Raw genomic sequence first — 21,922 nt, 5'->3', positions numbered from 1 at the left:
AGAAAAAGTTCGATAAAACGGTCGGATTGCTGTTGGTAAGGATGAGGTCGGCAGTTCAAATCTGCCTAGCAGCTCCATTAGAAGCCTGATTTCGCAAGAAATCAGGCTTTTTTGGTACTTTTGAAGCCACTTAATAAATGAGGTTTCGTTCGTGGGAACATTTGGGAACAAGCAGGAATAATTCCTATTTATTACCTTTCAAAATGTGAGACATTTGCAGAAGCGGATCTGCGATCTCCGGCGAACGTTTTAGCAGCTGAATCAGCTGTTTCGTGGAAGAATCCATGGGCAGCTGGACGGCTGCTTTTTTGATTTCTGGGGATGTTAGGAAGAATGGGAGTATCTCCTACCTCAGCAGAAAGCTATGCTTGGGTTTAATCACGCGAACGGCGTGGAATATCGAGGAAACAACCACAATACCGAGCGCAAGAGCACCGGAAATTGCCACGGTGTTGACGCCCTCAGCGAGTGCTTTGGCAGTATCGCTGAGCACACAATAATACATCGTTTGATAAATGCCGTTTCCTGGCACAAGCGGAATGAGAGAAATGGTGAGAAAAATACTGGTCGGTGCGTGATGCATGCGCGCACTGCACTCGGAATACAAGGTAAATCCAACGGACGAGATGAAATAACTCAAAATATCATGATGCGGAAAAAGCAGGCTGCTTCCTAAATACAAAAACCAACTAATCATTCCGCCAATGGCGGCAAAAATGAGCTTTCGCCCGCGCAGTTGAAATAAAATACCGAAACAAAGACTGGCGAACAAACTGATAATGCTCTCATATAACAAGGCAGTCATATTATCCTCCTATCATAGCCAAAATACCCAGCGGGAGCGCCACGCCGACGGCAATGCCAACGGCAACAAGCAGCGCTTCTGTGAATTTGCAGATGCCCGCCATAATGTCTCCAGCGATTAAATCGCGGATGGCATTGGTCATAGGCAGACCGGGAACCAGAAACATAATGGAACCGATAATCATTGCGCGATACGTCTCAATCACATGCAGCTTCCAGCAGATGACTGCACAAGCCGCGACCCATGTGCCGCCGATGATGTTAGTAAACAGCAGATTGGCAGGCAGTGCCTGCAAAAATGTCATAATGCCCCAAAGGATAATACAGGTAAATAAACTGCATATTGCTTCGGGAATCGAGCCGTGAAACAGCAGCGTAAAGAAAAAGCCGATGCCGCCGGTGGCAAGACACAAATGATAGCGGTGAAATGGTTTGTCGTGGAGAATACAAACCAGACGTTCTCGGATTTGTGCATAGGTCATTGACGTTGCGCAAATTTCCCGACACAAGGTATTCAGTTGATCCAGCCGTCCCAGATTGGTTCCGCGCCGATAAATGCGCAGAACACGCGTGACCGGATGAGAATTTCCGCGTACAAATGAGGCGATGATAGCGGTTGGTACGGCATAAATATTGGTTTCCGTTGCGCCATAGGCATAGCAGATGCGCGCAATGGATTCCTCGACGCGGTAAATTTCCGCGCCGTTTTCCAAGAGTGCCGCACCGATGTCGACGGAAATGTCAATCAATTCATTGGAGGTCATAGCCAGCTCCTTTTTTGGTTTGATATAAGACTAGTATACGAAAAAATGCGCAAAACAGCAACTATCAAAATTTTGCAAAAAAAGGGTTGGCAGAGAAAGAAAAGTATGGTATAGTAATTTACATACTAAACATAGTAATTAACTAGGAAAAGGAGGGGCGGCAATGCGTCAAATACTTTGCTTTGGAGATTCCAATACATGGGGATTGGATGGAGACAGCGGAAAACGACTGCCGTGGGGCGTTCGTTGGACCAGTCTGCTGCAAGAAAAATTAGGGCAGCAGTATCATGTGATCGAGGAAGGGCTGTGCGGACGCACAACAATTTTCGATGATCCGCTGCGCGACGGCAGACGCGGCACAGAATTGCTTCCGATTTTGTTGGAAACACATGCGACAGTGGATGGTGTTGTTTTGATGCTGGGCACGAACGACTGCAAAACGGCATTTGGTGCATCGGCAGAAGTGATTGGAAAAGGTATCGAGCGATTGCTCCGACAAATCCGCTATGCTGCACCGCAGGCAGAAATCCTGCTGATTTCTCCGATTTATCTGGGAGACAATGTTTGGAGACCGGAATGTGATCCGGAATTTTCGCAGGCATCCATTGTTGTTTCACAGCGTCTGCAGTCGGTTTATGAGACCATTGCAAAAAAATGGCATGTCGGATTTCTGCGCGCAGCAGACTATGCTGTTTGCAGCGCAAAGGATCAAGAGCATATGAATGCGGCGGGTCATGCCGCTTTTGCAGAAGCAGTTTCACGCGAAGTCCGGCAGCTGTTTGCAGAGAGACAAGCGGTTGGCGCAGCGTAAAAAAAGAGAACTGCCGAAGCAGTCCTCTTAAGATGTTGATTGTACAAGCGAAGAAATACCCTGCAGACACCGCGATATTTGCGCGCGGTTTAAAACCTGATCCGCCAGAGAATAATACTGTCCGAGGTCGTTGTCCTGTAAAATGGCATGCTTGCGCATCCAATACATAGCCAGACACGTGGTATCATCCAATTCTGTATATCCTGCTTGAATTTGTGCCAGCTGGGTTTTATCTGTTTCTGTCAGAGAGACATCTATTTTCCGGTCTGCGAGATAGCGCAGGAACAATCGGCTGACAGAACCATAGGTCACGGTGTCCTGTGCAGAGACATCGTCAGAAATCAATGCGTGTTCCTGTGCCCAGGTTATCACAGCGGCGTCAGAAAGGCTTTGCGTGCCGCCTGCCATGCGATACAGGGCGCGCAGGACTTCTCCATAGGCTGCAGAGGCTTGTGCGCCGAATTCTGTGCGGGATTTTGCCTGCATATAGCCGTTTTCTGCGACAAATAGGGCACTTGCCTCCTCAAAAGGGTCGGTGATGTCGGAAAAATCATAACTTTCTGTTTGTTCGGCTGCTGATTTCCCAAATACATGGGCGTAGTAGTCGTTGTTCAGCACTTGCGTGGAAAACGAAAAAACATTGCTGACATACTGACAGTATGCTTGGGCGTCGGCATCTTTGACAGGACGGGTATCATACGATTGTGCGGTACCGGTTTCCGCGTTGTAGCGGAAAGAATCCGTCAAATAACTTTGGTCAGCCAGCATAGCAACATGGGTGCTGTCAGACAAAATATCTTTTCCGGCGAGCAGGCGGGAATCGTAGGAAACACCAAACAGATTGAGCAGAGTCGGCAGAATGTCGATATCACAGCAATAGGTATCCACATCGACCGGATGCATGTTTGGAATATAACACAAAAACGAATTGTGATATTTTTCAAATGTCGTGTCAATGTCCTTTCCGGCAAGCTCGTTGTATTGGCTTTCAGACAATCCATATGGATAATGGTCAGCGGTTAAAACAATCACGGTGTTGTCTGCCTGTCCTGCGCGTTCGAGCTGTTCAAACAAATCTTCCAAAGCATATTCCAGTTCCATGTTGCAGGCAAGATACGCCTGAACAGTTTCTGAATATGGCAGATTGCAGACGGCATCGCGGTTCTTGGCACTCATGGCGTTGTCCCAGTTGTACTGATAATGACCGGAAAACGTCATGTAATACGCGCAGAACGGCGTGCTGCTGTCCAGATACTCTGAGACAGAAGCATCTATCATATCCTTGTCAGAGGACGGCCATGACAGCGGCATGTCCAGACCGCTGCCGACTGCCCGAAACGTATAGCCCATATTGGGGTGCGTGTGATTGCGGTCATAGAATGTGCCGTAATAATTGTGATAGGCGTAGGCGGGATACCCGCGGGAAGCAAAGACGTTGCCCATACAGTACGGCAGATAGTTGCTGCGGGAAACATCAAAGCTGGAAGCAGTCTTTGTGCGCGACATGTCCGGCATCAGCCCCATGCACAGCGCATATTCCCCGTTTGTCGTTGTGTTGGGAAAACTGCAATAGTAGTTGTGAAAGCGAAAACCGCCGTTTGCCAGCTTGTACAGCGCAGGTGTGCGCTGTTCGTCAATGACATATGGACTGAACGATTCGGCGCAAATCATAATGAGATTGTAGTCTTTGGTCAGCCCAGTATATTGATTTTTATCAGTTGGCGCAATGGATGCACAATACTGGTCAAGGGCAGATACCGGATCATGCTTGGCGCTGTCAGCCAATGCGGAAAAATCCAGCGCGGCATCCACATTGTCAACGCCGGATGACGATTGCTCCAAATCGCCATCTAGGGCACTGGCGGTCAGTGTGACGGAGGAACCGCCCAGCTGTGCCAGACACTCCTCAAACATGGTAGCGGTGAGACCGGCATGGCGCACGCTGCTTTCCGTGGACGTACTGGTATTGGTCAGCAGGCGATATACCGTGCCGCCGTCCAGCAGGCGCAGAGCGCCGCTGGTCAGCACACAGATACCCGCCAACGCTCCCAATGCGGGAAGCAGCGTTTTGCGCGTCAGACGCGGCAAAACGACGCGGCGTGACCGCAGCAGATACCATGCAAGCGGAATCGGCAGGCACAGCGCAGCGACAGGAACAATTTGCTGGAAGATACCGTACACAACCTGTTCTTTGAAATTGGTCAGTGCGTTCGCGCCGAGCGTCAGCTGGGACAGCGGCATAAAGCTGCCGAAGATACCGTGATAGACGCATTGCACCGCGCAGCAAACGCACAGAAAACTCAAACAAGCGAGCGCAAGGCGTCCGCCGATTTTGGACGGAAACAGCGAACTGAAGCAGGCGATTGCGCTTCCGATGCAAATGCCGAACAAAATCGGAAAGAGCACATGTGCATCTGCGGTGTGAAATACGCTTATGTGCAAAACCAGCTCCAAGTATGCGCCGCATCCGGCAAACAGCAGCCAAGCGGAAACTGCCGGATTATTCCGCAAGATCGTAAATGTGAATTTCCGCGTTTGTGACATAGGTTACCTTCAAGTTGGACAGCTTCTGATAATGGTCGGTCGTGCCGTGAATTTTTTGTGCTTCGCGGCTGTCCCACAGCTCCAACAGGCACAGATCCTGCTCGGAATCCGTCGGATAATAGTAGTCGTATTTGCGGTTTCCATCCTCCGCGCGCGATGCCGTGTCGATGCCCTGCTCGACGATGTGACGGTAAAATTCTTCGCGCTTGCCGTCCTTGACGGTATAGCGAACGGTAACAAGAATGGGATTGCTCATAAGTGTCAGCTCCTTTTTTGAAAGTATCTTTAGTTTACCGTGAATTTGCCGCATTGACAAGAGGAAGTTTGCGAATTGTACATAGATAAATACCTATGAATAATCAAAAATATAGAAAGAAAAAATTATTTTATGGTTGAAAAGCAAATATACCGGTGCTACAATAAAAGCACGAACGAAAATGGCAGAAACCTGCATGAAATCAATAAAACAGTCGGGGATGCATCATCCCGCCAAAGTGAGGAATTGTTATGAAAAAGATTGACCCGCAGAGCTGGAAGGCGGATATGCCGCTGTTCCGCGAAAAAGCGATTGCATACGCCAAGGGCGAGATTAAAAAAGCAGAATACAAAGGTTTTTCCGGCCGTTATGGTAGCTATGCGCAGCATGATCCGTCCAAAAACATGCTGCGTCTGCGCATGCCGGCTGGCCGTGTGACTGCGCAGAAGCTCGCATACATTGCCGAAGCCATCCGCAAGTACAATGTGCCGCGCGCACACTTTACCACGTGTCAGACCATTCAGCTGCACGACATGGACGCAGAAACGACCAGCGATATCATGGAAGGCGCTTTGGATGTCGGCATTGTCACAATGGGCGGCGGCGGTGATTTTCCGCGCAACACCATGTGCGCACCGCTCAGCGGCGTGCAGAAGGGCGAATATTTCGACGTTCTGCCGTATGCGCAGGCGGTCGGTGAATTTGCAATGAATTTTATCAACGCAGAGCCGATGCCGCGCAAGCTTAAGGTTGGCTTTTCCAATTCTCCGGAAAACGTAACCCATGCGACATTCCGCGATATGGGATATGCCGCGCGTCCGGACGGAAAGTTTGATGTATACACGGCGGGCGGTCTCGGCAACAATCCGCGCTTTGGCGTCAAAGTGGCAGAGGCAGTAGAACCGGATCAGCTGCTGTTTTATCTCAAGGCAATGTGGGTAACCTTCCGCACCTACGGCGATTATCAAAATCGCGGTCATGCCCGCACGCGCTATTTGCAGGAAATTCTGGGCGGCGCAGACAAGTACAAGCAAGCTTATCTGGAAAAGCTCAAGGAAGTATACGCGTCCGGAGAGGATCTGACGCTGCACGTTGACCCGATTGTCTTTACCAAGACCGGAGACGGCAGCACGGTTTCCGACCCGCGCGTCATCGAGCAGAAGCAGGAAGGTCTGTACGCTGTCGCATGGCATCCGATTGGCGGTATGCCGACAGTAGAAGATCTGTGTGCAGTCAGCGATGCCATGTCTGCGATGGAGCAGGTAGAGATGCGCATTGCGCCGTACGAGACGGTATATATCATCAACCTGACCGGCACAGAGGCAAAGAAGATGCTGGAGCTGACACGCAGCACCGCAAAGACCGTCTTTGAGACCTCGGTTAGCTGCATCGGTGCATCGACCTGTCAGGTTGGCGTGCGCGACTCGCAGGCACTGCTGCGCGCTTGCGTAGAAGCTGTTCGAGAAGCAAAGATTCCGGACGGCGCGCTGCCGCAGATTCACATTTCCGGATGTCCGTCCTCCTGCGGTACGCATCAGGTTGGAGAGATGGGCTTCCGCGGAGCCATCAAAAACAAACAGCCCGCCTATATGTTTTATCTGAGCGGCTGCGACCGGCAGGGAGAAGAGAAAATGGGTGCAGAGCTGGGAACGATTCTGGAAACCGAAATTCCAAGATTTCTCGTGGAGTTGGGACAGACAGTAGCTGCCAGCGGAAAGGACTATTTTGCTTGGAAAGCGGAGAATCCGGACGGCGTGGAGAAAATCGCGGCACCGTATCTCGCAGAGTAATTGTATTTGCATAACACAAAACGGACAGAGACCGAGACGGCTTCTGTCCGTTTTTTTGCAAAAAAATAAAATTATAACAATCGTCCGTTTTCCTGCCCAAACAGCGTTTTGACAAGTTTTCCGTCTCGAATAAGAAGCACGTGCACCGGCGTGTATTCGTGAAAGCAGTTGACAATCACATGCGCCGCACCGCGCGATTGTCCGTCCCACAAAACGAGAACCGCGTCGCTGTAGCGAATGATGGATAGATTGCGCTGCAACGGTGCAGACTTATGATAGACCTGATAGTCCGGACGAAAAATTTTCATCGGCAGATGGTTGCGGCGGGCATATTCTTCCGCCAGCTCATCGGCACCGGAGGCACCGCCGGATACGATCTCGCTGACTCCGCGCGGGATGTAGGCTTCTAAAATTGGATACGCGTCCTTCGTCACGGAACGAGAACCGACGATGGCAATTCGCATGATTATCTCTCCCTCATACACATTCTGTCTGTACTATACCATAAATAAAAAAGCGGTTCAATATCTGCAGCGGCGTTTTCGAAATCTGGATGCACATGCAATGGCTGGACATGCCGCCAGACATGGGCACGCATAGAGTCCGGAGGCGGCGGAAAATCTAAAGAGGAAGGGAGAGGATGCGATGAACAGAATCAGAACGTGTTGGAGCGGTGTACTGGCAGCTGTTTTGCTGCTCTCGTGCACCGCACAGGCGGCGGATCTCATTGCGCTGGGCGTTCCGGCGGGTGTGCGCATGACAGCGGAAGGCGTTGTGATTTCCGGCATGTCGGAGCTGGATACACCGGCGGGTGCTGTGAGTCCGGGACAAGCGGCTGGGTTGGAAACCGGTGATATTTTGCAGGAAGCGGACGGCGTAGTCATTGATTCGAGCGAAACACTGGCGGACATTGTGCGAAACAGCGGCGGGTATCCGATTCAGCTTGCGGGACTGCGCGGCGATACCAAGATTTCCGCGGCAGTACAGCCGGTGCAGACCACGTCGGACGGCGCCTATCAAATCGGATTGCTGATTCGGGACAGCATGGCGGGTATTGGTACGCTCACATATGTCGATCCGAAAAATGGGACATTTGGCGCGCTGGGACATCCGGTCACGGACGTTGATAGCGGGGCGCGGCTGCCGCTGGAAACCGGCTCGATTATTCCGGCACAGGTCATTCGTGTTGAAATGGGAACGGCAGGAAAACCGGGAGAGCTGATCGGCACGTATGACTTTTCGACACAATTGGGACAGCTGGATGATAACACGGCGTGCGGCATTTTCGGCACGCTGACAAATCGCAGCCTGTATGCGGGACAACCGGTTTTGTCTACGGCGGAAGCCGAGGAGGTGCACACGGGAGAGGCGGAAATTTTGACCTGCGTTTCCGGTTCGCAGCCCAAGCGGTATGCCGTTGCAATTGAAAAAATCGCGCCGCATGCTGCGGACAGCCGAAATCTGTCTTTGCGCGTGACGGATCAAGCGCTGCTGGAGCAGACGGGCGGCATTGTGCCGGGGATGAGCGGTTCGCCCATTCTTCAGGACGGGAAAATCGTGGGCGCTGTGACGCATGTGCTCGTCAATCACCCGAATCGGGGATATGGAATCCTCATTGGAAATATGCTGGAGGCAGCGGGATAATCAGAAAAAATCGAAGCGCGGCGCGTGTGCCGCGCTTCGAATGCTGTCTATGCCAGATAACGACAAAAATCACATAAATATAAAAACATATATATCGCGGAAAAATTCGGAAAAATACGGTGGTAAAACCGAGAACAAGTTAAAAATGCCGGATATTTTTTCGAAATATGTTGAGCACGGGCGAAATATTTTTATGAAAAAATGAGTGAAATTTATTGTCTTTTCCGAAAAATTGTGATACGCTGATGCTGCCGGAAAACGGTAAATTCTAACGGAAATGCTGGAAGGCAGGGAATGATCACATGGAGAATACGATTCGTGTATTGATTGCGGATGAAGATAAGGAGTTTTGCGCGATGCTGCGCGAAACGTTCTGTATTGATGAACGCATGGAGATTATTGGAACATACGGAGATGGAAACGGATTGGCGCAGCGCATTTTGCAGGATGCGCCGGATGTCGTGCTGATGGATCTGGTTTTGCCGGGGGTGGACGGTCTGACCGTTTTGCATGAACTGAACGAGGCAGAACCGGCGAAAATGCCCGTCATTTTTGTGGTGAGCAGCTTTGCATCACAGGAGACGACGGAAGAATGCAATGCACTGGGCGTCAGCTTTTATCTGCGCAAGCCGGTAGATTTACAAGCGCTGGCACAGCGCGTGTGCCGCTATGGCGGGCAGAGAAACTATGTGCGCTCGGCTGCGGTGCGCATCCCGAATGAAGAGCTGGAAATTGAAATGCGCGTGACGGATATCATCCATCAAATCGGTGTACCGGCACATATCAAAGGGTATCAGTATTTGCGCGAAGCAATTATTATGACCATTCACGACATGGAGGTAATCAATGCGATTACAAAGGTATTATACCCGACTGTCGCGAAAAAATTCAAAACAACATCCTCCCGTGTGGAACGCGCCATTCGCCATGCGATTGAAGTGGCATGGGATCGCGGTGATGTGGACACCTTGCAGGAGTATTTTGGCTTTACAGTGTCAGGCGCAAAGGGAAAACCGACAAACAGTGAATTTATCTCTATGGTCGCAGACCGTCTGCGGCTGGAACTCAAAATCGGATGAATGCAAAAAGCCGAAGACCGCGCGATCTTCGGCTTTTTGCTTATCTGCAGTAATAATCGCTGGATAGTATTTGATTGTTCGCGGCGAGATACCGCGAAGTTCGTGTGTTCATGGCCGCAATCTCGGTCTGTGTGATGGTATGGTTGGGAAAGGTGTATGCGACTGCACCGTTTTGATAGACGGCGTCGCTTGTAATCCAGCTGCCGTCGCTGAAAATCGCATATCCCGCATAGGTCTCGTCGAAAATATCATGTCCGAGGTATCCGGCGCAGTCCATGCCGAAGAGGTTGAGCAGAGTCGGCGCCAGATCTGTTGTATTGCACGGCTTGGTGACGGTCATCGGCTGCATATCTGCAGACCAAATAAAACAAGGCGTGCGCTCTACAAGCAAATCCGCGGGGACATGAGACAGCTCCCGCACGCGCTGCTGATCGTTCATCGTATAAGCGTAGTGGTCGGTCACGCCGATAATCACGGTGTTGTCTAATAGACCGCGTTGCTGAAGCGTTTGCAGCAGCTGCGCGAAGAAATCATCGAGCAGCCGGATTTTTGCATAGTAATACGGAACCTCGGAACAGCTGTCGCAGTTGGCGTACTGCGGGTACTTTTGCAGCGCATATGTGCCGACGGAATCTCCGTTTCCATACGGCATATGTGCATTGCGCGAGATGACAAAGTTGAAAAACGGCCGGTCTGTGGGCAGCAGCTTGTTTTGCAGCGCAGGATTCGTCAACACAAAACAATCCTCATATAGTTCACTGGAAAAAGAATTGTTTGTGTAATCCATATAGCTGATGTATTGCTCGTACCCCATGGCAGGATCCATGACGCCGCGGCTGTAAAAAGACGGGCTGTTGTAATGGAATGCATTGGCGGTATAGCCGCTCGTCCGGAATTGATTGGGCAGGCTTTCGGAAAAATCATTTGTCTGATAGGAAGTCACGAGTGTTCCGTCGGTTGGAGAAAAAATGCCGGTGTTCATCGCAAATTCTGAATTAAACGTGCGCGCGCTGCCGTACAGCGGTGTGCAAAAATTGGTAAACTGGATGCCCTCCTGCATCAGCCGCGTGATGGTCGGCGCAGAATCCTGCGTAATTGTCCAATCATCGGCACTCTCCATCAATACCAAGATGACATTTTTTCCGCGCAGTTTTCCGGTCATGGAATTGGACGCTCCGGCGCTGCCGTAGGCGTTTAAATACGCGGAGACCTGTGCCCGTGCCTGCTCGGCATCGGTCTGGCACAGCGCGGGCTGCATAAAGTGCTCCGAAATATCATATGCGGCTGTTTGATATAATCCGACCGTTTTGCAGACGCCGAGGGCATCATAGCGCGTGTTGTCCGGTGCGCAGAAGGACACCAGAGCGGCGGCGGTCAGTGCACCAAAGCACACCGGCACGAAACGAAAACGGTTTGGCTGTGTACGTGGACGTAGCCGGCAGGCAAGCAGTGACAACGCAAGCAATCCCGCTGCACCTGCGAGAAAACCAACAGATAAATAGGAAAACACAGAATTGGCAAATGCTGCACCGTCGCGCAGATAGGCAAGATCGCGCAGCCATAGAAATCGTTGGAAGATACAGAAATAACCGGATTGTATCAACGCATAGCAAATGACAAGCAGGTTCGCAAGGGTGCCGAGCAGGCGGGCAGCAGCTTGCGGAAGCAGAGACAGCAGAGCCGTACATATGGCAGCCCATACGGCGGAGCAGAGAAGCGGAAAAAATGCCGCTGTGTGGGATATGCACGACACAAACAGTGCCGGTGCAAACCATGCGAGCCATGGCAACCCATATAATCGGATAACATAGCAGCGAGACAACATATCGCCTTCTTTCACAGGAGAATACTTGTATTATAGCCGTATTCCGCGCAGGACGTCAATTTTTATTCGCCCACCCTAGTAAATTGCCCTGCATTCATGGTATAATCAATAGTTAGAAGAAATGGAGGGCATACAATGAAGCTGATGGCAATAGATGGCAACAGCATACTCAATCGCGCCTTTTATGGCGTGCGGCTGCTGACCAACCACGAGGGATTGTTTACCAATGCGGTATATGGTTTTTTATCCACGCTGTTTAAATTACAGGACGAGCACAAGCCGGACCGTATTGTGGTATGCTTTGACGTCAGAGAAAAGACCTTTCGGCATAAAGAATATGCAGAGTACAAGGGAACACGAAAGGGTATGCCGGACGAACTGGCGCAGCAGCTTCCGCTCATTCGGGAAGTGCTGGACGCGATGGGAATCCCATATATGGAAAAGGCAGGATTTGAAGCGGATGATTTGCTCGGCACATTGAGCCGACAGGCAAATGACCATGGAGATACCTGTCTGATTGTAACCGGAGATAAAGACGCCCTGCAGTTGATCGGCGGCGGAACCAGCGTTCTGCTGTCCATCACGCGCAAGGGTCAGACCACCATTACAGAATACACAACGGATGTATTCCGCGAGCAGTATGGCTTTGACCCGATTCACATGATCGATCTCAAAGCACTGATGGGTGATACGTCGGACAATATTCCGGGTGTGCCGGGCATTGGAGAAAAAACCGCCATGGGACTGATTCAGAAATTTGGTTCTGTGCAGGCGGTTTATGAAAATATTGAGGATCCGTTTATCAAAAAAGGACAGCGCGCGAAGCTGTTGGACGGCAGAGAAGCGGCGGACAAGAGCCTGCATCTTGTGACGATTGTGCGCGATGTGCCGCTGGCGTGCACTGCGGCGCAACTGCCGGAAGTGCAAATGGACGAGACGGCATTGTATCGGCTGTTTACGCGTTTGGAATTTAAAAATTATATCACGCGGCTGGGATTGCATGCACCGGAAGAAGATGCTGTGCCAAAAAGAGAAATCGTGCACAAAGAGCTGCACAGCGGAGAGCAATTATTTGCGGCGATTGCGGACAAGCAGGAGCTGATTTTAACTGCTCCGCACTCGCTGGAGGCTGTCTGCGTGCTCTCGGAAGATACCGCCTACCTGCTGTGTGCCGATCAGGTCGGAACGCAGAGCTGGCACACGGTTCTGCAGCAGCTGTTTTCCGGAAAGTATCCGCTGACCGTGCACGACGGCAAGCCGTATCTTTTGGCGCTGCTGCAGGAAGGCATCCAAGCGGCGGATTTTGCCTGTGATACTGCGCTGGGAGCTTATCTGCTGGATCCGTCTGAATCTGGATACGGACTGGAAAAAGTGGCGCTTGCGTATTTGAATCAAGAACTGGCGCCGGTTTCGGATTATGAAGCGGAGGACGCCTTTTCCCCGCTCGGCGGGCGGGAAACTGCGCTGCGCACGCTGGCGGATCATGCGGCTGCCATACAGGAAATGGCACAGGAGATTGTGCGGAATATCAAAAAGCAAGGCATGTATGACCTGTTTCACACCATCGAACTGCCGCTGGAAGGCGTGCTCGCCTCGATGCAGTTTTATGGATTCCAAGCGGATGCAGATGCTCTGCGGGCGTTTGGCGATACACTGACACAGCGGATTGATGAGCTGACGATGGAGATTTATCGAGAGGCAGGACGGGAGTTTAACATCAACTCGACCAAAATGCTTGGTCAAATTTTGTTTGAAGAGCTGGAATTGCCGGTTATCAAAAAAACCAAAACCGGCTATTCCACCAACATTGAGGTTTTGGAAGCTCTCAAGGGCTATCATCCGATGGTTGGCATGGTGATTGAATATCGCCAGCTGACCAAGCTGCGCTCGACCTATGTAGACGGCTTGCTTAAGGTCATCGGTGACGATGGACGCATTCACTCGACGTTCCAGCAGATGGTGACGGCCACCGGACGCCTCAGCTCCACCGACCCGAATTTACAGAACATTCCAGTTCGCACGGAACTCGGCAGTGAGCTGCGGCATATGTTTGTGGCAAAGCCGGGATGCGTGCTGGTTGATGCTGACTATTCGCAGATTGAACTGCGTGTGCTTGCGGACATCGCAAAGGACGAAACGATGATGCAAGCGTTTTGCAGCGGCACGGACATTCATGCCATGACGGCATCGCAAGTGTTCCATGTGCCGATTGAGGAAGTGACGGCGTCTATGCGCCGGTCATCGAAGGCGGTAAATTTTGGCATTGTATACGGAATATCCGGCTATTCGCTGTCCAATGATATTGGTGTTTCCGTGAAAACGGCGACCGAATACATCAACAAATATTTGTCGGTATATCATGGCGTGCGAGAGTATATGTTGCGCATCAAGGAGCAGGCAAAGCAGGACGGCTTTGTTCAAACGGCGTATGGCCGCAAACGCTGGCTGCCGGAACTCAAGTCTAAAAACACGAACATTCGCAAGCTGGGCGAACGCATGGCACTCAATACACCGATTCAGGGCACGGCAGCGGATATCATCAAGATTGCCATGCTGCGCGTGTACCGCAGACTGCAGAAGGAGCACATGCAGAGCAGACTGGTCCTGCAGGTGCATGACGAACTAATTTTGGAAGCACCGGAACAGGAAGTAGAGCAGGCAAAGCGCATCCTCAAAGAAGAAATGGAAGCGGCCTGCCAGCTCAACGTACCGCTGATTGTCGATGTCGCATGCGGGCACGACTGGTATGCCGCAAAGGGTTGACGGTATGATTCTGTTTGTAGATTACAACGATGTATTTCGCGCGCCCATGGCGGCAGCGCTGTACACACAGAAGCATGGCAGGCGGGCGTACAGCGCCGGTGTTTATGCAGAGGAAGGTGCACAGCTCGGGGACGCCATACGGCCGAAGCAGCTGCGCACCCATTTGGCACGGCAGCTGTCTGCGTCTATGCTGGCAAAAGCGGATGAAATTTGGTGTGTCACCGCAGCGATTGCGCGGCACCTGACGGAAGAACATCCGGAGGCGAGCAAAAAAATTCATGCGTTGCCGGAGATTTCTGATCCGGCAGGAAGCGGGCGCGACGGTTATGCGCGGTGCGAACAGCGCATTCGCCGCATTGTGGAGGAAATGCCATGACAGATATACAAATCACACGGTTTGAACAATCTCATGTCCAAGCCGTTGCGCAAATAGAGCAGGCGTGCTTTGCCGATCCGTGGACGGAGGACGGGCTGCGCGAGGAGCTGGATAACAGCTGTGCGCGGTTTCTCACGGCGGTGACGGCGGACGGCACCGTGGCGGGGTATATTGGCTGCCATACCGTGCTGGACGAAGGCTATATTGCCAATGTGGCGGTGTCGCCGGTATTTCGCAGACAGGGCATCGGCAGACAGCTTGTCCGGACGCTGCTGGAGCGCTCCGAAGATCTCGCGTTTGTCACACTGGAGGTTCGCGCGTCCAATGCGGCGGCAATCGCCCTGTATACGGAGTGCGGGTTTCAGTCCGTCGGTGTTCGCAAAAAGTTTTACAGCCATCCGACAGAGGATGCGCTGCTGATGACAGTATTTTTACAGGCTGAATAAAGGAAAGAACGATTATGAAGATTTTAGCAATCGAATCGTCCTGTGACGAGACCGCAGCGGCGGTCATTGAAGACGGACGAAAGATTTGTTCCAATATTATCAACTCGCAGGCGGAAGAACACGCGCTGTATGGCGGCGTCGTGCCGGAGATTGCAAGCCGCGGTCACGTAGAAGCGATTTCCGGCGTAGCACAGGCCGCTGTGCGTGAAGCCGGTCTCACGATGGAGGAAATAGACGCCATCGCGGCGACATGTGCGCCGGGGCTGATTGGTGCGCTGCTGGTCGGCTCCAATTATGCCAAGTCGCTGGCGTGGGCGCTGCAAAAACCGTTTATTCCGGTGCATCATATTCGCGGTCATATCGCGGCAAATCTGTTGGCGTTTCCGCAGCTGGAGCCGCCGTTTCTGTGTCTGTCTGCGTCCGGCGGCTCGTCCATGATTGTGCTGGTCAAAGACTATACGGATATGGAAATTCTCGGCGGAACGCGCGACGATGCCGCAGGCGAAGCGTTTGACAAAGTCGCCCGCGTGCTGGGTGTCGGTTATCCGGGCGGCCCGAAGATTGACAAACTGGCGCAGGGCGGCAATCCAAAGGCGTATAAGCTGCCACATTCGCATGTGGATGGTGCGCCGCTGGACTTTTCGTTTTCCGGTCTCAAAACAGCCGTCATCAATCTGGCGCACAATGCAGAGCAGAAGGGAGAACCGCTGGATCGCCATGACCTCGCGGCATCGTTCCAGCGGGCGGTCAGCGATACGCTGGTGCCGCGCCTCAAGCTCGCTGCAGAGCAGACCGGCGTGCGCCGTTTGGTCGCAGCCGGCGGTGTGGCGGCGAATTCTCAGCTGCGTGCAGACCTTGAAAAAATGGCAGAGGGATTTGGCGTGCCGATTTATATGCCGCCGCTCAGTCTGTGCGGCGACAATGCCGCGATGATTGGCGCACAGGCATATTATGAATTTCTTGCAGGAAATACCGGCACAATTTGGCAAAATGCCTTTGCTACAGCGGAAATCTCGGAGAAAATCTGTCAAAAGAACGGAATTGCAAAAAGACGGGCAAAAAGGTAGAAAAGTTTGGCGAAAAGGTGTAAAATGAAAGAGAACTTCCAAAATTCTCTCTGAAGAATTTCAGAGTACCCTGTTTGGATGAGATAAAAAATCGTGCAGGATTGCGCGAGTGAAAATTCAAAGCAGCTGCGGGCGAGCGGAAACAGCCGCCGCGCACGGTACATAAGCAGGAGGAGACGATCCGTCATGGAAAAGATTAAAATGACCACACCGCTCGTCGAGATGGACGGCGACGAGATGACCCGCGTCATCTGGCAGATGATTAAAGACGAGCTGATTTGCCCTTTTGTAGATCTGAAGTCCGAATATTATGATCTGGGACTCAAGCATCGAAACGAAACCGATGATCAGGTGACCGTTGACTCGGCAGAGGCAACCAAGAAGTACGGCGTTGCCGTCAAGTGTGCAACCATCACACCGAATGCAGCACGTATGACCGAGTACAACCTCAAGGAAATGTGGAAGAGCCCGAACGGCACCATTCGTGCCATTCTGGACGGCACCGTATTCCGTGCGCCGATCCTCGTCAAGGGTGTTGAGCCGTACGTCAAGAACTGGGTCAAGCCGATTACCATTGCGCGTCACGCATACGGTGACGTATACAAGGGCGTCGAGATGAAGGTTCCGGGCCCGGGCAAGGTAGAGCTGGTGTACACCGCGGAGGACGGCACGGAGACGCGCGAGACCGTGCATGATTTCCAGTCCGCAGGCATTGTACAGGGTCAGCACAATCTGGTTCCGTCTATTGAGAGCTTTGCGAGAAGCTGCTTTGGCTTTGCTGTTGACACCAAGCAGGATCTTTGGTTTGCAACCAAGGACACCATTTCCAAAAAGTATGACCACACATTTAAGGACATTTTCCAGGAGATTTACGACAACGAGTACAAGGAAATCTTCGAGAAGATGGGTCTGGAGTATTTCTACACGCTGATTGATGATGCTGTAGCCCGCGTCATTCGCTCCAACGGCGGCTATATCTGGGCGTGCAAGAACTATGACGGCGATGTCATGAGTGATATGCTGGCAACGGCGTACGGCTCTTTGTCTATGATGACATCGGTGCTCGTTTCCCCGAAGGGCGTCTACGAGTACGAGGCAGCACACGGCACCGTACAGCGCCATTACTACAAGCACCTGAAGGGCGAGGAGACCTCTACGAACTCCATCGCAACCATTTTTGCATGGACAGGTGCTCTGCGCAAGCGCGGCGAGCTGGATCAGCTGCCGGAACTGTCCGCATTTGCTGACAAACTGGAAAAAGCTTGCATTGACACCGTAGAATCTGGTAAGATGACTAAGGACCTTGCACTTATCACCAAGTTGGAGCATGTCACAACTCTGAATACGGAAGGCTTCATCAAGGCTGTCCGCGAGACGCTGGAAGCTTCTCTGTAAGAGGAATATCAGGAGGAGTAATCAGTGGCTAACACAAAAAACGTATCCAAAGCAGTCGTGAACCGCCTGCCGCGGTATTACCGCACGCTTCGGGAGCTTGCCGATCAGGGCATTGGACGCATTTCGTCTAAGGAACTTGCCCTGCAGATGGACCTGACTGCCTCACAGATCAGACAGGATTTGAGCTGCTTTGGCGGCTTTGGTCAGCAGGGATATGGTTATAGTGTAGATAAGTTAATCGTGGAGTTGGAGCGCATTCTCGGTGTTGCCGGAAGCCAGCGGGCGATTTTGCTCGGCGTCGGTAATCTGGGACGGGCACTGCTGCGCAACTTCGATTTCTCCTACTGCGGCGTTCGTCCGATTGCGGCATTTGACACCGCCCAAACGGTTGTGGGCAGCGACTTCCGCGGCATTCACGTACATGCCCTGCAGGAGCTGGAAGAATACTGCGAGCGCGAACGGCCGGATATTGCGGTTCTGTGCGTGCCGGCGGATAAAGCGATGGACATGGCACAGCGTCTGGTTAAGAACGGCATTCGCGGCATCTGGAATTTCTCTAATGTCTCGATGAAAGAGGATGTGCTGGGCGTTCCGGTACAGGATGTTCATTTTTCCGATTCGCTCATGACGCTTTGCTACCGCATGAAAGACACCGATCCGTTTGACGAAATCAACGAGATTGAGTAAAACATACCATACAAACCTCCCGCGGGTGAAAACCTGCGGGAGGTTTTTTCACGTAAAAAAATGTATCACCTTCTGGTTGTCCCTGCGATAGTATGGGAATGAAAAAATTGAAACAGGAGGAATCTGTTATGTGCAACAACTGCAACAATGGCTTTGACTGCTGGTGGATTCTCATCTTGATCCTGCTTATTTGCTGCGGCGGATCCGGCTGCGGCGGCTGGAACTGTGGCTCCTGCGGCAATTGCGGTTCCTGCGGCTGTGGCGGCTGTGGTGGCTGCGGTTCCTGCGGCGGCTGCAACAATTCCTGCGGCGGCTGCGGTGATTGCTGCTGACAAAGCGTGACTTTCCTGTGAACTGTTGCTCAGAACATTGCATCGCGCCATTTTCTGTGTTAAAATGATAAAAAACAAAGGAAAGTGTGTTTTCATCCATGGCTAAAAATAAGATAAAATTTTCAGAGGACAAAAAGTATCATAAGTGGCGCCGCATCGGCTTTTATTGCCTGTATGCAGCCATTGCATTGGCAGTTGTCTGCATTGTGCTGGGGCAAGTGTTTGGCATGGACAGCAAGCCGTGCCTGTATTCCGGCTATGCGGCAATCGTGCTGGTTATCTGGTTCTATCTCATCAACTTCTTCAAGTGGCGCTGCCCGAACTGCCACAAGACGCTGCCGCTGCTCGGACCGGTGCTGGAGTGCCGTGTATGCAAGCATAAGTTTGTTGATGACAAGGGCAATCAGGTTTGGTAACAGGAATGAAAATGCGGTACGGTTTTTCGTACCGCATTTTTTATGCCCAGTAAAATAAGATCAAAAAAATCCGCAGAGCTTTTTGAGCGCTCTGCGGATTTTTGCGTGGAATTTAGAAATTTTGATAGAACAACCCGTGCTGATTGCAGTACCAGACGAGAATACCGTGGCGAAAGTACGGCAGGCGGGTTTCCATGTTCCACTCCGGATATAGTTTTCGCGTCACGACGGTATCTCCGGTGAGCAGCGTGACGAAAGCAATCGAATGATCTTTGGTCATGGGATGGTCGGAAATCACATGCCATTCGTTTTCCAGTTTTTCCAGTGTCACTGTTTGGTCGTCGGATGCCTTTTGCGGCGTGAGCGGGAGCAGCTTTTTGCCGCAGCAGCTCACCTGTGCTTCTCCGGAAGCGGTGATGAGATTGCCGCATGTGGGGCAGATATAGAACAGCAGCTTTTTCATGTTGCCTGCCAAAACGCGGCGCGTGGGCAGCTGTCCGTCCAACAGGGCGGACAAATCCAACTTGAGGATTTCTGAAAGCTGCGGCAGCAGGGATAAATCCGGACAGCCTAACCCGCATTCCCACTTGGAAACGGTTTTGTCACTGATGTTCATTTTGTCCGCAAGCTCCTGCTGTGTGAAGCCGTGCTCACGGCGGGCGGCGCGAATGAGTTCGCCGATTTTCTTTTGATTCATGATATAAACCTCCTGCGCTTATCATACCGCAAGTGGAGACAAAATCCAATCTACGCTCCGCAGAGTTCTTGAAAAGCTGGACAAAGTATGATATATTGCTATGCGGATTGAAAAGGAGCGGGATTTTCATGAATACGAAACAGAGCTTTGCAATCAAAGGCGACATTTGTTTTTGCAAGATGAAAGACCAGTGGACAACAATGAAAAACGCCTACGCCGTGTGCGAAACCGGCATTTCTCAGGGCGTTTTTGCGCAGCTGCCCGAGCAGTATGCGCATTTTCCGGTATACGATTTTACCGGAAAGCTGATTATTCCGGGGTTGGTGGATCTGCACATGCATGCACCGCAGTATGCATTCCGCGGCATGGGTATGGATTTGGAATTGATGGATTGGCTTGGTCAGCAAACATTTCCGGAAGAAGCAAAATATGCAGACCTTTCCTATGCCGATAAAGCATATACGATTTTTGCGGATAATATCAAGCACAGCGCGACATCTCATGCGTGTCTGTTCGCCACGCAGCACCGCGCGGCGACGGAATTGCTGATGGATCGCATGGAGCAGACGGGAATGATCAGCTTTGTCGGCAAGGTCAATATGGATCGAGAGGCACCGGATAACCTGCGGGAAAGCAGTGCAGAGGCATCCGCACAGGAGACCCTGCGTTGGCTGTACGAAATCGCAGGAAAGTATCAGCGCACGAAACCGATACTGACACCGCGCTTTATTCCATCGTGCACGCCGGAACTGCTCGCAAAGCTGCAAATCATCCAGCAGGAGTACAAGCTGCCGGTGCAGTCGCATCTGTCGGAAAATACGGGAGAAATTGCGTTTGTACATGAACTTTGTCCGGATGCAAGGTTTTACGGCGATGCCTATGATGCCTATGGTCTGTTTGGCAGACAGCATCCGAAAGAACACACCTATCCGGCGATTATGGCACACTGTGTGCACTCGACGGAGGAGGAAATCAAGCTGCTGCGGGACAACGGCGTGTTTGTCGCGCACTGCCCTGCATCCAACACCAATTTGTCGTCGGGTATCGCGCCGATTCGCCGCTATTTGGAAAATCATATGCATGTGGGCTTGGGCAGCGATATCGCGGGCGGTCACACGGAATCAATATTGCGGGCGGTCTGCGATGCTGTGCAGGTTTCCAAACTGTATTGGCGGCTGGTTGATAACGGTGCCGTGCCGCTGACGTTCTGTGAAGCGTTTTATCTGGCGACCAAGGGCGGCGGTGCGTTCTTTGGCAGCGTAGGCAGTCTGGAGCGCGGGTATGATTTCAGCGCTGTTGTGCTGGATGACAGCAGCTTGCGGCATCCGTTTGCGCTGACCATTCCCCAGCGCTTGGAGCGCGCGGCGTACAGTGCGTTGGATGCGTATGGCATCTGTGCAAAATTTGTATCCGGCACGCTGCTGTTTGACCGCACGCATTCAAAATAATCCCATCGCTTTGGCGTCGGGATAGACGGCGAGCAGATATTGGACACCAAGGCGCGTTAATAGCTGCGCTTTGGCTTGCAGGGTATCCGCGTCATCAAATAAAACGAAATGCGCCTGATCGTCTTTGGTATAGGTAAAGTATTTGGCGCATAATTCGCGCGAGAAAAAGACCGCAGAACCGGTAGCCGTCCGCAGTGCTTGAAATTGCTTGGCGGTCAGCACTGTTCCACTGGGAGACGCGCAGGGGAGCGGGAAATCCATACAGGTGCAGGTGAGCTGTGCGGCGAGCCGATGCTCTCCAAAGCGCGAGAGCAAATTGGAAAAATACTCCTCCAAACTGCCGCCGGAAATGACGGTGTCCGCGATGACTTGCGCATGCGGCGCGTAGTCTGCCAGCGGGAGCGGAACGAACAGCGTGAGGTTTTGCTGCTGCGTCTCGCGATTCAAACAAGCCGTCAGCTCTTGCAGCAGCGGCCGCTCAAAATCCGCCAAAATTCCCGTGCAGTGCCGGTTTTGCGCGGCACAGACTGCCTCTCGCGCGAATGCGGCGCAGTGCTTGGGAATGCCGCGGCTGTCCGCGATGCCGAGATAATCGCCGCGGGAACCGGCGGGCAAAGCGGTCAGAGAAAACGTCCCTTCTTCGGACAGGCGGGAGCAAAAATGGACACAGGAAAAGCCGGCTTGTCTGGTCTGCTGGGCGTCCGCTCCGGCGGCTGCAATCATCCAATGAATGTTTGATGTCATGCGATGTCCTCCCTTTGTTTTTTGCGTGTCTTTG

General features: G+C 52.0%; 21 protein-coding genes. 13 read left to right on the top strand and 8 right to left on the bottom strand.

From position 1 onward, the window contains the following. Positions 1 to 346: 346 nt before the first annotated feature. Both KQI75_RS13060 and KQI75_RS13055 read right to left on the bottom strand, forming a co-directional pair. Positions 347 to 805, bottom strand: a complete 459-nt coding sequence (locus KQI75_RS13060) for a threonine/serine exporter family protein (RefSeq protein WP_216471276.1) — start codon at positions 803 to 805, stop codon at positions 347 to 349. A gap of 1 nt (position 806) precedes the next feature. After that, positions 807 to 1,568, bottom strand: a complete 762-nt coding sequence (locus KQI75_RS13055; RefSeq protein ID WP_216471275.1) for a threonine/serine exporter family protein — start codon at positions 1,566 to 1,568, stop codon at positions 807 to 809. 163 nt (positions 1,569 to 1,731) lie between these two features. On the opposite strand from KQI75_RS13055, the gene KQI75_RS13050 reads away from it, so the two are divergent. Then, positions 1,732 to 2,379, top strand: coding sequence for a GDSL-type esterase/lipase family protein (locus tag KQI75_RS13050; RefSeq protein ID WP_216471274.1), 648 nt, complete (start codon positions 1,732 to 1,734; stop codon positions 2,377 to 2,379). Positions 2,380 to 2,406: 27 nt separating this feature from the next. Here KQI75_RS13050 and KQI75_RS13045 read toward each other — a convergent pair whose 3' ends face one another. Then, positions 2,407 to 4,923 carry an LTA synthase family protein gene (locus KQI75_RS13045; protein WP_216471273.1) on the bottom strand — a complete coding sequence of 839 codons (2,517 nt, stop codon included), beginning with the start codon at positions 4,921 to 4,923 and terminating at the stop codon, positions 2,407 to 2,409. Beyond that, positions 4,880 to 5,179 carry a putative quinol monooxygenase gene (locus KQI75_RS13040; RefSeq protein ID WP_216471272.1) on the bottom strand — a complete coding sequence of 100 codons (300 nt, stop codon included), beginning with the start codon at positions 5,177 to 5,179 and terminating at the stop codon, positions 4,880 to 4,882. Before KQI75_RS13040 ends, KQI75_RS13045 begins: the two co-directional genes overlap by 44 nt. A gap of 251 nt (positions 5,180 to 5,430) precedes the next feature. On the opposite strand from KQI75_RS13040, the gene KQI75_RS13035 reads away from it, so the two are divergent. Next, positions 5,431 to 6,969 (top strand): nitrite/sulfite reductase, encoded by a 1,539-nt coding sequence (locus KQI75_RS13035; RefSeq protein WP_216471271.1) that lies wholly within the window; start codon positions 5,431 to 5,433, stop codon positions 6,967 to 6,969. 71 nt (positions 6,970 to 7,040) lie between these two features. Here the strand turns inward: KQI75_RS13035 and KQI75_RS13030 are convergent, their stop codons facing one another. Then, positions 7,041 to 7,433: an SLOG family protein gene (locus KQI75_RS13030; RefSeq protein ID WP_216471270.1), complete on the bottom strand. Its 393-nt coding sequence runs from the start codon at positions 7,431 to 7,433 to the stop codon at positions 7,041 to 7,043. Between the two features lie 181 nt (positions 7,434 to 7,614). On the opposite strand from KQI75_RS13030, the gene spoIVB reads away from it, so the two are divergent. Both spoIVB and spo0A read left to right on the top strand, forming a co-directional pair. Next, positions 7,615 to 8,613, top strand: a complete 999-nt coding sequence (spoIVB, locus tag KQI75_RS13025) for a SpoIVB peptidase (protein ID WP_216471269.1) — start codon at positions 7,615 to 7,617, stop codon at positions 8,611 to 8,613. 302 nt (positions 8,614 to 8,915) lie between these two features. Beyond that, complete coding sequence (gene spo0A / locus KQI75_RS13020; RefSeq protein ID WP_216471268.1) at positions 8,916 to 9,692, top strand: sporulation transcription factor Spo0A; 777 nt, start codon at positions 8,916 to 8,918, stop codon at positions 9,690 to 9,692. A 40-nt stretch (positions 9,693 to 9,732) separates the two neighbouring features. Here spo0A and KQI75_RS13015 read toward each other — a convergent pair whose 3' ends face one another. Then, positions 9,733 to 11,514, bottom strand: coding sequence for an LTA synthase family protein (locus KQI75_RS13015; protein WP_216471267.1), 1,782 nt, complete (start codon positions 11,512 to 11,514; stop codon positions 9,733 to 9,735). A 138-nt stretch (positions 11,515 to 11,652) separates the two neighbouring features. Between KQI75_RS13015 and polA the strand changes: the two genes are divergently transcribed. The 8 genes from polA to KQI75_RS12975 all read left to right on the top strand — a co-directional run bounded on the left by polA (position 11,653) and on the right by KQI75_RS12975 (position 18,999). Then, complete coding sequence (polA, locus tag KQI75_RS13010; protein ID WP_216471266.1) at positions 11,653 to 14,280, top strand: DNA polymerase I; 2,628 nt, start codon at positions 11,653 to 11,655, stop codon at positions 14,278 to 14,280. Positions 14,281 to 14,284: 4 nt separating this feature from the next. Then, positions 14,285 to 14,656 carry an arsenate reductase/protein-tyrosine-phosphatase family protein gene (locus KQI75_RS13005; RefSeq protein ID WP_216471265.1) on the top strand — a complete coding sequence of 124 codons (372 nt, stop codon included), beginning with the start codon at positions 14,285 to 14,287 and terminating at the stop codon, positions 14,654 to 14,656. Continuing rightward, entirely contained in the window at positions 14,653 to 15,102 is a 450-nt protein-coding gene (gene rimI / locus KQI75_RS13000) for a ribosomal protein S18-alanine N-acetyltransferase (RefSeq protein WP_216471264.1), read from the top strand. The genes KQI75_RS13005 and rimI overlap by 4 nt, the downstream gene beginning before the upstream one ends. A gap of 14 nt (positions 15,103 to 15,116) precedes the next feature. Beyond that, positions 15,117 to 16,169: a tRNA (adenosine(37)-N6)-threonylcarbamoyltransferase complex transferase subunit TsaD gene (gene tsaD / locus KQI75_RS12995; protein ID WP_216471263.1), complete on the top strand. Its 1,053-nt coding sequence runs from the start codon at positions 15,117 to 15,119 to the stop codon at positions 16,167 to 16,169. Positions 16,170 to 16,355: 186 nt separating this feature from the next. Beyond that, positions 16,356 to 17,564 carry an NADP-dependent isocitrate dehydrogenase gene (locus KQI75_RS12990; protein WP_216471262.1) on the top strand — a complete coding sequence of 403 codons (1,209 nt, stop codon included), beginning with the start codon at positions 16,356 to 16,358 and terminating at the stop codon, positions 17,562 to 17,564. Positions 17,565 to 17,588: 24 nt separating this feature from the next. After that, positions 17,589 to 18,251 carry a redox-sensing transcriptional repressor Rex gene (locus KQI75_RS12985; protein WP_216471261.1) on the top strand — a complete coding sequence of 221 codons (663 nt, stop codon included), beginning with the start codon at positions 17,589 to 17,591 and terminating at the stop codon, positions 18,249 to 18,251. 128 nt (positions 18,252 to 18,379) lie between these two features. Next, entirely contained in the window at positions 18,380 to 18,583 is a 204-nt protein-coding gene (locus KQI75_RS12980; RefSeq protein ID WP_216471260.1) for a hypothetical protein, read from the top strand. 98 nt (positions 18,584 to 18,681) lie between these two features. Further along, positions 18,682 to 18,999: a hypothetical protein gene (locus KQI75_RS12975; RefSeq protein WP_216471259.1), complete on the top strand. Its 318-nt coding sequence runs from the start codon at positions 18,682 to 18,684 to the stop codon at positions 18,997 to 18,999. 112 nt (positions 19,000 to 19,111) lie between these two features. Here KQI75_RS12975 and KQI75_RS12970 read toward each other — a convergent pair whose 3' ends face one another. Continuing rightward, entirely contained in the window at positions 19,112 to 19,696 is a 585-nt protein-coding gene (locus tag KQI75_RS12970) for a helix-turn-helix domain-containing protein (RefSeq protein WP_216471258.1), read from the bottom strand. A gap of 128 nt (positions 19,697 to 19,824) precedes the next feature. Here KQI75_RS12970 and KQI75_RS12965 point away from each other — a divergent pair, with 128 nt between their 5' ends. After that, positions 19,825 to 21,144 (top strand): amidohydrolase family protein, encoded by a 1,320-nt coding sequence (locus tag KQI75_RS12965; protein WP_216471257.1) that lies wholly within the window; start codon positions 19,825 to 19,827, stop codon positions 21,142 to 21,144. Here the strand turns inward: KQI75_RS12965 and KQI75_RS12960 are convergent. After that, positions 21,136 to 21,888 (bottom strand): glycoside hydrolase family 18 protein, encoded by a 753-nt coding sequence (locus tag KQI75_RS12960; protein ID WP_216471256.1) that lies wholly within the window; start codon positions 21,886 to 21,888, stop codon positions 21,136 to 21,138. The two genes, KQI75_RS12965 and KQI75_RS12960, sit on opposite strands and share 9 nt — an antisense overlap. Positions 21,889 to 21,922 lie beyond the last annotated feature (34 nt).

It is taken from the genome of Butyricicoccus intestinisimiae (assembly GCF_018918345.1).
In the GTDB taxonomy this organism is placed as follows: Bacteria; Bacillota; Clostridia; order Oscillospirales; family Butyricicoccaceae; genus Butyricicoccus_A; species Butyricicoccus_A intestinisimiae.
The sequence above is the reverse complement of the archived record's forward strand: the minus strand, read 5'-3'. Positions and strand labels throughout refer to the sequence as shown.

Bases quoted from the DNA above. Each gene is read 5' to 3' on its own strand.
- KQI75_RS13045 (WP_216471273.1), bottom strand. From the start codon at position 4,923: ATGTCACAAACGCGGAAATTCACATTTACGATCTTGCGGAATAATCCG.
- KQI75_RS13050 (WP_216471274.1), top strand. From the start codon at position 1,732: ATGCGTCAAATACTTTGCTTTGGAGATTCCAATACATGGGGATTGGAT.
- KQI75_RS12975 (WP_216471259.1), top strand. From the start codon at position 18,682: ATGGCTAAAAATAAGATAAAATTTTCAGAGGACAAAAAGTATCATAAG.
- rimI (WP_216471264.1), top strand. From the start codon at position 14,653: ATGACAGATATACAAATCACACGGTTTGAACAATCTCATGTCCAAGCC.
- KQI75_RS13060 (WP_216471276.1), bottom strand. From the start codon at position 805: ATGACTGCCTTGTTATATGAGAGCATTATCAGTTTGTTCGCCAGTCTT.
- polA (WP_216471266.1), top strand. From the start codon at position 11,653: ATGAAGCTGATGGCAATAGATGGCAACAGCATACTCAATCGCGCCTTT.
- KQI75_RS13005 (WP_216471265.1), top strand. From the start codon at position 14,285: ATGATTCTGTTTGTAGATTACAACGATGTATTTCGCGCGCCCATGGCG.
- KQI75_RS13055 (WP_216471275.1), bottom strand. From the start codon at position 1,568: ATGACCTCCAATGAATTGATTGACATTTCCGTCGACATCGGTGCGGCA.
- KQI75_RS13030 (WP_216471270.1), bottom strand. From the start codon at position 7,433: ATGCGAATTGCCATCGTCGGTTCTCGTTCCGTGACGAAGGACGCGTAT.
- KQI75_RS13040 (WP_216471272.1), bottom strand. From the start codon at position 5,179: ATGAGCAATCCCATTCTTGTTACCGTTCGCTATACCGTCAAGGACGGC.
- spoIVB (WP_216471269.1), top strand. From the start codon at position 7,615: ATGAACAGAATCAGAACGTGTTGGAGCGGTGTACTGGCAGCTGTTTTG.
- spo0A (WP_216471268.1), top strand. From the start codon at position 8,916: ATGGAGAATACGATTCGTGTATTGATTGCGGATGAAGATAAGGAGTTT.
- KQI75_RS12965 (WP_216471257.1), top strand. From the start codon at position 19,825: ATGAATACGAAACAGAGCTTTGCAATCAAAGGCGACATTTGTTTTTGC.
- KQI75_RS12960 (WP_216471256.1), bottom strand. From the start codon at position 21,888: ATGACATCAAACATTCATTGGATGATTGCAGCCGCCGGAGCGGACGCC.
- KQI75_RS12990 (WP_216471262.1), top strand. From the start codon at position 16,356: ATGGAAAAGATTAAAATGACCACACCGCTCGTCGAGATGGACGGCGAC.
- KQI75_RS12980 (WP_216471260.1), top strand. From the start codon at position 18,380: ATGTGCAACAACTGCAACAATGGCTTTGACTGCTGGTGGATTCTCATC.
- tsaD (WP_216471263.1), top strand. From the start codon at position 15,117: ATGAAGATTTTAGCAATCGAATCGTCCTGTGACGAGACCGCAGCGGCG.
- KQI75_RS12970 (WP_216471258.1), bottom strand. From the start codon at position 19,696: ATGAATCAAAAGAAAATCGGCGAACTCATTCGCGCCGCCCGCCGTGAG.
- KQI75_RS13035 (WP_216471271.1), top strand. From the start codon at position 5,431: ATGAAAAAGATTGACCCGCAGAGCTGGAAGGCGGATATGCCGCTGTTC.